This is a genomic window from uncultured Rikenella sp. (genome assembly GCF_910579375.1).
Taxonomy (GTDB): domain Bacteria; phylum Bacteroidota; class Bacteroidia; order Bacteroidales; family Rikenellaceae; genus Rikenella.
The window spans coordinates 1-8814 of record NZ_CAJTUJ010000073.1 but is presented as its reverse complement, the minus strand read 5'-3'; the positions used below and the strand labels follow the sequence as shown (position 1 = coordinate 8814).

Sequence of the window (8814 nt, the reverse complement as noted above, 5' to 3'; positions counted from 1 at the left end):
CCCGCCAGCGGCTCGTCACCGAACCGCTCCGGCCGGGCATTCGGCATCCGCCCGCCGACCCAGATGCGCACCCGCCCCGACACCACCACCCTATTCCCCCGCTCATCGACCCCACCGAGCTGTTCGGGCGCCACCGCAAAGCTCACCATCCGCCGTTCGCCCGGTTCGAGCCAGACCCGCCGCACTCCCGCCAGCGAACAGATCGGCATCCGTCCGGAGACCATCCCCCGTCGCGAGACATAGAGCTGCACGACCTCCTCCCCGCCTCGTCGACCCCGGTTGCGCACCTCGACGCTCACCCTGACGGAGTCTCCGACCTCAACGGCACCGGGCAACCGCAGCGCGGAATAAACATATCTGTTGTAACTCAGCCCATAGCCGAACGGATAGAGCACCTCGCCGTCGAAATAGCGATACGTGCGCCCCTCCATGCGATAATCCCGGAAATCCGGCAGATCGTCCGTCGAACGGTAGAACGTGACCGGCAACCGGCCCGACGGATTGTATCGCCCGAAGAGGATATCCGCCAGCGCCGTGCCCGTCTCCTGCCCACCGTACCACGCCTGAATGACCGCATCGACATGCTCCGCCTCCCACGGAAAGGCCACCGCGCTGCCCGACATATTCACGAAGACCAGCGGTTTGCCCAACTCCCTGAGCCGCTTCATCCACTCCGTCTGCACCGCCGGGAGCTCGATGCGGCTGCGGTCGCCGCCCAGGAATCCCTTGATATCATCGTTCCCGGCATCGCCCGCTTCGCCCTCCAAGAGCGGCGAAATCCCACCCGCAAAAATCACTGCATCGGCCTCCGCAATCCCCTCCAACACCTCTTCGATCCCCGGCCCGTCCGCCAACGGCCCGGTAAAGCCCGTGGCCGGATAGTAGATCACCCGCAGGCCCGGTTCACGCTCCAACGCCATCCGCAGCGTGACATTCTCCACCGGAATTCCGTTGTAATTCCCCAACTGCGTCGTTCCGTTATCGGCATTCGGCCCCAGCAGAGCCACCGTCCCGACCCGCTCCGCCCGGAGCGGCAACACCCCCTCGTTCCGCAACAGCACCATCGACTGCCGCGCCATCTCCAGAGCCTGCGCCCGGTGCTCCGGCGACGAGATCACCGCACCGGAAATCGTGTCATAAGGCACCCGCCCCGCCGGTTCGAACTGACCGAGCCGGAAACGGATCATAAAGAGCCGCCGCAGCGAGAGGTCGATCTGCTCCTCGGTAATCAGCCCCCGCTCCACCGCCGCCACGAGCGATGCATAATCGTTCCCGCATTCGAGATCCGTACCGTGCAGCACGGCATCTGCCGCCGCCGTCGCCGCATCCGGATGCGTTCCGTGATACTTGTGGAAATCGCTGATCCCCCAGCAGTCCGAAGTGACATATCCCTCGAAGCCCCATTCGTAGGTCAGAATCAGCCGCATGAGTTTGTCGCTACCGCAGCAGGGCTGTCCCTCGTAGCGGTTATAGGCGCACATGACGCCCGACACCCCCGCCTCGCACACCAGCGTGCGGAAAGCAGGCAGGTAGGTATCCCACAGGTCGTAGTCGCTCACCCGGGCATCGAACTCGTGGCGGTCGGGCTCCGGCCCGCTATGCACCGCATAGTGCTTGGCGCACGCCGAAGTCTTGAGGTAACGCGGATCGCCGCCCTGCAACCCCCGCACCATCGCGCTCCCCATCCGACCGGTCAGCCAGGGGTCTTCGCCGTAGGTCTCCTGCCCCCTTCCCCATCGCGGATCGCGGAAGATATTGACATTCGGCGTCCAGAACGTCAGCCCCTTGTACTGTCTCCCCTCGTCCGGCGTCCCTTTGGCCCGATTATAAATGGCGCGCGCCTCGTCGGCGATCATCCCCGCCGTCTGCTCCAAGGCCTCGGGATTGAAGGTGGCCGCCAGCCCGATCGCCTGTGGAAAGACCGTCACCCGGTCGCCCGAACGTCCCACGCCGTGCAGACACTCGTTCCACCAGTTATAGGCCGGAATCCCGAGCCTCGGAATGGCCGGACTGACGTGCATCATCTGGGAGATCTTCTCCGAGAGGGTCATCCTGTCGATCAGCGAATCGACCCGCGGATCGACACACAGACGCGGGTCGCCAGCAGTCATCCCCTGCCGCCCCAGAAGACCGAGAAAGAAGATCAACAAAACGATTTTCTTCATAAAAACAGAATGAATTAAGTCAGAAATCACTCGACCGCCCGACGGGTTCGATTATAAGCGATCCGGTCGAATTTATAGTAATGCGCCGCGCGATGCGCGACATCGGTCTGTTTCTCGTCGAGCCGGACGACATAGGCCATCCGGGCGATCTTTTTACAAAAATTTCGGATATCGAACCGTTTGCGATAGATCGCCTGATAGAGCCCCCTCAACTCGGCGAGGGTAAACTTCGCAGGCAGCAGTTCGAAAAGCACGGCCGGTTCCGTTTCGATCCATTGGCGAATCTCGCCGAGCGACTCCTCGACGATCCGATTGTGGTCAAACGGCATCGCAGGCACCGCACTGACCGGACACCACCGGGCCCCGCTGCTGCGCGCGGCAACGCTCAGCGTCCGGTTGATCTTGCAGAGCGACAGATAAGCGATCGTGATCAGCCGTCCGACGGGATGGCCGTAGGTCGTTTCGAGCCACGCCACATCCTGCACATCCGCCGCCCGGTCGGGCGAGCTGAAACACTTGAACTGCTTGAGGCTCATCCTCCGGATACCGGTCAGCTCATACAGCACCCGCTGGGCGGCGCTGTCCGTATCCTCCGGCTGATAGATCAGGCTGCCGGGCAGTTTCAGGTCCGACGTCCCCTCCTTTTCGATCAACAGGATGTTCAGCTCGTTCCCATCGAAACCGAACACCACGCAATCGACCGACACATGGGCATACATATATTCCATAAGCCATTCCGCAACGGCCGTCCGCCGCGCCTCGACAAATATAGTTATTTAGACCGCAAAATACTATCGGACAACCTATTAAATAAACCCTTACTGTATATAATACATTATTAAAACCCGCACAACAAGCTTGGCGACAGGCTGATTTCCAGAGCCTATCCACCGGGGAGGTTATTGTACTTCCCCCGGGCGCATATTTTATCCGATGAAAGAGTCCGCCACTGACAGAAGATCCCCCTCCCCAACACCCCCCGCAACGGTTACCGGAAAAAAGAGAAGAGGGTTTTCAATTCGCCGAAGAACCAGCGCATTAAAAACCCTCTCCGTGTGAGGTCGGTAGCAGATTCGAACTGCTGTACGAGGTTTTGCAGACCTCTGCCTAACCGCTCGGCCAACCGACCCGATTGTAAATTGCAGGGCAAAGATAGCGTTTTTTCCCGAATCCGCAAACGCGAATCGACAAACACCCCCATTTCACCGCTCCGACGAACCGCCCTCCGCCGAAAAACCGGCGATGGCATCCGCCACCCGCTGCATCAGCCACTTCGGCGTCGACGTCGCCCCACACACCCCCACCGACGCGATCCCCTCGAACCACTCCCGCCGGAGCTCCGTCGCCTCCTCCACCTTGTACGTCCGCGGATTCGCCCCCCGACACACCTCGTAGAGCGCCTTGCCGTTCGAACTCTTGCTGCCGCTCACGAAGATCACCGCATCGAACCGGGCGGCAAACTCGCGCAGGTGCGGATTCCGGTTCGAGACCTGCCGACAGATGGTGTCATGCACCTCCACCGTCTCGGGATGCGCGGCACGGCGCAAAATCTCGTCCCGGATGGCATTGAACTGCGCCAGGCTCTGCGTCGTCTGCGACAGCAGACAGATCGGCCGGCTGAAATCGATCCGTCCCAGATCGGCCTCCGACTCGATGACGATCGCCTCCTCGTTCGTCTGCCCCGTCAGCCCCACCACCTCGGCGTGCCCCGGCTTGCCGAACAGCACGACCTGCCCCTCCACCCGCCGCATCGCCTCCCACGCCCGCCGCACCCGCTCCTGCAACTTCGCCACCACCGGACAAGTGGCGTCCACCAGTTCGATTCCGTAGCGCCGTGCCTCGGCATACGTCGCCGGCGGCTCGCCGTGCGCCCGAATCAGCACGCACCGGCCGGCCAGCTCCGGCAGCCGGTCATGCCCGACCGTCTGCAGCCCCAACTGCTCCAGGCGATCCACCTCGACCCGATTGTGGACGATATCGCCCAAACACCACACCGCCCCCTCTCTGGCCCTCAGCCACTCCTCGGCCGTCGAGATCGCCTTGACGACCCCGAAGCAGAAGCCCGATTGTTCGTCGATTTCAATTCTCATCTCACCGGCGTATTTTCCCCCACCAGCAGCTCGTCGGCCGGGAAATCCGGCACCGCAAACTCCCGTCTCCCCCCCGGCGACCATTGCAGATAGGTGATCGGCAGCCCCTCCGCCAGAAAGCGCGTCTCGTAAGCCGTCTTGATCGCCAGCGCCGCATCGGCAATCCCCTGCGGCCCGTAAATATCGTTGCAGCAGACCGTCGGCGCCATCCCATTGGCCGCCAGCACCGCCTTCGTGTATTCGTGCAGGTGCCCCGAGTCCGTCTTCAGGTGGATCGTCCCCTCCGGTTTCAGGAAACGCGCATAGCGTTCCAGAAATCCCGGCGCCGTCAGCCGCTTGGCCACCCTCCGTTTGTTCATCTGCGGATCGGGAAAGGTGATCCAGATTTGATCCACCTCGCCCGGCGCGAAGAACGAGTCGATGAATTCGATCCGCGTCCGCAGAAAAGCCACATTGGCCATCCGGTTCTCCGTAGCCGTCTTGGCCCCGCGCCACATCCGCGCCCCCTTGATATCGACCCCGATGTAGTTCGTCGCCGGATCGGCCTCAGCCAGCCCGACAGTATATTCGCCGCGTCCGCATCCGAGCTCCAGCACGATCGGGCGGTCGTTGCCGAAGAACTCGCTCCGCCACCTCCCTTTGAGCGGGTGGTCGCGACGGAATACCTCTTCGAATTGCGGTTGGATCAGGCAGCGAAAGGTGAGATTTTCGCTGAATTTTTTGAGTTTATTTTTTCCCATGCTCGCAAACAGGTTCACAAAAAAGAGCGGTCACCGTCTCCGCACCGGCCGCGCTCCGCTGACGACGACCCCGATGGATCGAATCCCCCGGATCCGCTCCGCCCCAGTCAGCTGGCGCACCGACAGCGCATATTCTCCCCGCTGAGAGAACCGGACGCCGCTGCGGTAACGACGCGTGATATCGTTGTGATTGGAATAGTGCCTTCCGGCCCTGCGATACGCCCCTTCGCCCGGCTCCCCGTCTGCCGCCGGCCTCCGCAGGGCGAATTCGACCGTGTCGGCCCAAAAACGTTTGTCGGGCGTCACCGCCTTGATCACCAGCGGCAAAGCGGCATACGGATAGTCGTCGTCATACCGGATCGAGATATCGATCCACTGCCCCCCCCTCGCCCCCGCCGCCGAGTCGGGCTCGAAATAGAAGACGACCGCCTCCTCCCGTCCCCACCCCTCGCGCGGCAAGTCGTACATCTCCATATACTTCCCCCCGCTGCACCCCACCAGGAGAGAGGCCCACACGAGGCCGAAGAACACGCATCCGTATCCGATCCTCCGCCCCATGCCGTCAAGCCCCCTGCCCGCCGTTGTTCGTTCCTCCGCCCTGCGAGCGATTGCCCGGCCTCCGCCGCGGACTGCGGTTCCGATAGTTGTTTCCTCCCCGGCCGCCGTTATTACCGCCATTCCCCCCTCCGTTTCCAGCTCCGCCTTGCTCGCCATTCGCCTTGGCCAACAGTTCCGGCCTCGCCGTCGGTCGTGCCTCCGCCCGTCCGTCCGCTTCGGCCCGAGCCGCCATTTCCGGTCTTGCCGTAGGCCGCCCGCCGCCCGATTTCTCCGATTTCTCCGCCTTTTCCGTCCGGTCTCCCCGCTGATTATTGCCCCGGTCGCGATTGTTCTCGCGGTTATCGCGATTGCCATTCCCCCGATTCCGTCCCTGTCCGCCCCGCTTCCGACCTCCGCTCCGTGCGTGGTCGAACCGTGTGATGCTCTCCTCGCCCACCACATTCTTGATCTCCGGCTCTGCCGGCGCGCTATGCTGCGCCGCGAGCAACGCCGCATCCTCCAGTTTGTCCACCTTCTCGCCCCGACGGTTCATCGCCACAATCTGCCGCACCCGTTCCGTGGTCAGCGGAATCATCACCGCCGTAGAGTGCGGATCGGGGCTGAACCACATCAGTTTTTTGAAGATATCGCTCTTGACCAGATGATAGCTGCCGTCCATCGCCTCCAGCGGCCCGTTAAGCCGCGGAAACGCCCGCCGCGCATCGATATAGGAATCCAATTCGTAATTGAGACAGCATTTGAGCTTGCCGCACTGTCCCGCCAGCTTCTGCGGGTTGAGCGAGATCTCCTGATGTCTTGCCGCCCCGATCGTGACCGACGAGAAGCTGTTCATCCAGGTCGAGCAGCAGAGTTCGCGTCCGCACGGCGCAATTCCGCCGATCCGCCCCGCCTCCTGCCGTGCGCCGATCTGGCGCATCTCGACCCGAACGCGGAACTGGTCGGCCAGCACCTTGATCAGTTCGCGGAAATCGACCCGTTCGTCGGCAATGTAATAGAAGATGGCCTTCAACTTATCCCCCTGATACTCCACATCACCGATCTTCATATTGAGGTGCAGGTCTGCCGCGATCTGCCGCGAGCGGATCATCGTCTGATGCTCCAGCCCGATCGCCTCCTGCCACTTTTCGATGTCGTAAGGTTTCGCCTTCCGATAGATTTTCTTGCATTCGAGCCCCTGCGGATTGAAGCCCGTGCGCTTCATCTGCCGGGTCACCAGTTCGCCGGTCAGGGTGACGATCCCGATATCGTGCCCCGGGCTGGCCTCGACGGCCACAATGTCACCCACCTTGAGCGAGATGCCCGTATTGTTCCAGTAGTATCCCTTCCGGGTGTTTTTGAACTGCACCTCGTAGATGGCGTTCTCAGCCAGCGAATCGGGCAGATCGGCCATCCAGTCGAAGACTTCGAGTTTATGCGCCCCCGGACAGTTTTGCGCCGTCGGTTCGCCGTTGGCGTCGGTCGAAAAGCAGCATCCCCGAGTAATATTTTTCTGACAAGTCATCCTCTTCGCGTATTGAATGCCCCGGCGACAAAACGGTCGGAGCCTGAATGTACAAAGGTATGACTATTACAGCACTTCTGCAACCGTGAAGGTGCTGCCCCCGATGAAGACGAGGTCTTCCGGTCCGGCCAGCGCCCGGGCCCGGTCGAGCGCCCGAGGGACGGAAGCGACCGTTTCGCCCCGTAACCCCGCCGCGCGACAGACCTCCGCCAGCCGTTCTGCCGCCAGCGCCCGCGGTAGCGCAGCCTGCGTGAAGAGATAGTGCGCCTCCCGCGGCAACAGCGGCAGAATGTGATCCAGCTCCTTGTCCGCCACGACGCCGAGCACGAAATAGAGTTTTTTATAGACCTGCTTTTTCAGCTGCCCCGCCACAAAGGCCAGCCCCGCCTCGTTATGCCCCGTATCGCAAACGATGGGACACGGATCCTCTCCCGTATCGATCCGCTGCCACCGCCCCGGCACCCGCGCCTCGGCGAGCCCCCGCCGCGCTTCGTTCGTCGTGAGCGGCCTCGGCAGCCGTTCGGTCAGGATATCCAACGCCGCCAGCGCGGTGCAGAGGTTCCGCTGCTGATAGTCTCCCTCCATCCCGAGCTGTACGGTAAACCGGTAGCCGTCCCCCTGATTCTCGACCTCGAACATCCGCCCGTCGTGCCCGTCGCAACGATACCGCTGGTCGGCAAAAAGAATGGGCGAGCCGCTCTCCCGGGCTTTTGCGATGAAGGTCGGCGCGGTCTCCGGCTGAAACTCGCCCACGACGACCGGCACGCCGGGTTTGATAATCCCCGCTTTCTCGCCGGCAATCTCGGGCAGCGTCTCGCCCAGGAACTGCCGGTGGTCGAAGCTGATATTGGTGATGACGCTCACGAGCGGAGTAATGACATTGGTGCAGTCAAGCCGTCCGCCCATCCCGACCTCGACGACGGCGATATCCACCGCTTGGCGGCGGAAAAAGTCGAAGGCCATGGCGGTGGTAATCTCAAAAAACGAGGGTTTCAGCCGTTCGATATGGGGTTTCAGCCGTTCGACGAACTCGACGACCTCCTGTTCGGAGATCATCCGCCCGTCCACCTGCATCCGCTCGCGGAAGTCGCGCAAGTGGGGCGAGGTATAAAGCCCCGTCTTGTATCCCGCCTCCCGCAGCACGGCGGCGAGCATCTGCGAGACAGATCCTTTGCCGTTGGTTCCGGCGACGTGCACGGCGGGATAAGCCTTATACGGGTTCCCGAGCAGTTCATTGAGGGCTTCCGTAGTTTCGAGTCCCTCTTTATAGGCGCGGCTGCCAACGCTCTGGAACATGGGGGCGGCGGCGTACAGATAGGCTATGCTTTCGTCGTAATTCATGGAATTTCTAAGAGAACAGAAAATCTGGTTATGCGATTCATTCGAGCAGGGGGTCGCCGGAGGCAGACGGAGCCGATCGTCTGTGGTAGAGGCGGTCGTTTTTCGAGCATCGAGCGACCCGCCCCGGGCTACCGCGATTCGCACTCGGGCGTACAGGTAAATGTCGGCTACCACGGATTCAGCTATTCGTCGTCGGTGAGCGGCAACAGCGGGGTATACTTGAATTTCAGCGTGACGGATCTTAATCCCAGCGGTACGTACTACCGCGGCTACGGTTTTCAGTTGCGGTGCCTCTCGGAATAAACGGGGAAGAGAGGCACTCAAATACTGGCTAGAACTACCCAAGGGGCAGCCGCTACCCGAAAGCGACCCCAAGCGGCCACATCTACCCTACTTTTGAGTGGAATCCTGCGGTTCGT

General features: G+C 61.9%; 8 protein-coding genes and 1 tRNA gene. 1 reads left to right on the top strand and 8 read right to left on the bottom strand.

Annotated features, from left to right (window positions below; all coding sequences use genetic code 11):
• The 8 genes from QZ302_RS06910 to QZ302_RS06875 form a co-directional block, all read right to left on the bottom strand.
• Positions 1-2165: glycoside hydrolase family 3 C-terminal domain-containing protein (locus tag QZ302_RS06910; RefSeq protein ID WP_294593914.1), on the bottom strand; the 2165-nt coding region annotated here is incomplete at its 3' end.
• A gap of 26 nt (positions 2166-2191) precedes the next feature.
• Positions 2192-2893, bottom strand: coding sequence for a DNA mismatch repair protein MutT (locus QZ302_RS06905; protein WP_294593912.1), 702 nt, complete (start codon positions 2891-2893; stop codon positions 2192-2194).
• Between the two features lie 330 nt (positions 2894-3223).
• Positions 3224-3294 (bottom strand) — tRNA-Cys (locus tag QZ302_RS06900).
• Positions 3295-3367: 73 nt separating this feature from the next.
• Positions 3368-4255, bottom strand: a complete 888-nt coding sequence (locus QZ302_RS06895) for a 4-hydroxy-3-methylbut-2-enyl diphosphate reductase (protein WP_294593910.1) — start codon at positions 4253-4255, stop codon at positions 3368-3370.
• Positions 4252-4995 (bottom strand): tRNA (guanosine(46)-N7)-methyltransferase TrmB, encoded by a 744-nt coding sequence (gene trmB / locus QZ302_RS06890; RefSeq protein WP_294593907.1) that lies wholly within the window; start codon positions 4993-4995, stop codon positions 4252-4254. Before trmB ends, QZ302_RS06895 begins: the two co-directional genes overlap by 4 nt.
• Positions 4996-5025: 30 nt before the next feature.
• On the bottom strand, positions 5026-5526 hold the full coding sequence (locus QZ302_RS06885) for a hypothetical protein (RefSeq protein WP_294593906.1): 501 nt from the start codon (positions 5524-5526) through the stop codon (positions 5026-5028).
• A gap of 31 nt (positions 5527-5557) precedes the next feature.
• The gene (gene ricT, locus QZ302_RS06880; RefSeq protein ID WP_294593904.1) at positions 5558-7054 is read right to left on the bottom strand and encodes a regulatory iron-sulfur-containing complex subunit RicT; all 1497 of its coding nucleotides are present in this window, start codon (positions 7052-7054) and stop codon (positions 5558-5560) included.
• Positions 7055-7120: 66 nt separating this feature from the next.
• Positions 7121-8395, bottom strand: coding sequence for a folylpolyglutamate synthase/dihydrofolate synthase family protein (locus QZ302_RS06875; protein ID WP_294593902.1), 1275 nt, complete (start codon positions 8393-8395; stop codon positions 7121-7123).
• 30 nt (positions 8396-8425) lie between these two features.
• Between QZ302_RS06875 and QZ302_RS06870 the strand changes: the two genes are divergently transcribed.
• Positions 8426-8698, top strand: a complete 273-nt coding sequence (locus QZ302_RS06870; RefSeq protein WP_294593900.1) for a hypothetical protein — start codon at positions 8426-8428, stop codon at positions 8696-8698.
• Positions 8699-8814: the final 116 nt, after the last annotated feature.

Coding starts and splice junctions, on each gene's coding strand:
- QZ302_RS06905 (WP_294593912.1), bottom strand. CDS start 2,893: ATGGAATATATGTATGCCCATGTGTCGGTCGATTGCGTGGTGTTCGGT.
- QZ302_RS06895 (WP_294593910.1), bottom strand. CDS start 4,255: ATGAGAATTGAAATCGACGAACAATCGGGCTTCTGCTTCGGGGTCGTC.
- trmB (WP_294593907.1), bottom strand. CDS start 4,995: ATGGGAAAAAATAAACTCAAAAAATTCAGCGAAAATCTCACCTTTCGC.
- ricT (WP_294593904.1), bottom strand. CDS start 7,054: ATGACTTGTCAGAAAAATATTACTCGGGGATGCTGCTTTTCGACCGAC.
- QZ302_RS06875 (WP_294593902.1), bottom strand. CDS start 8,395: ATGAATTACGACGAAAGCATAGCCTATCTGTACGCCGCCGCCCCCATG.
- QZ302_RS06870 (WP_294593900.1), top strand. CDS start 8,426: ATGCGATTCATTCGAGCAGGGGGTCGCCGGAGGCAGACGGAGCCGATC.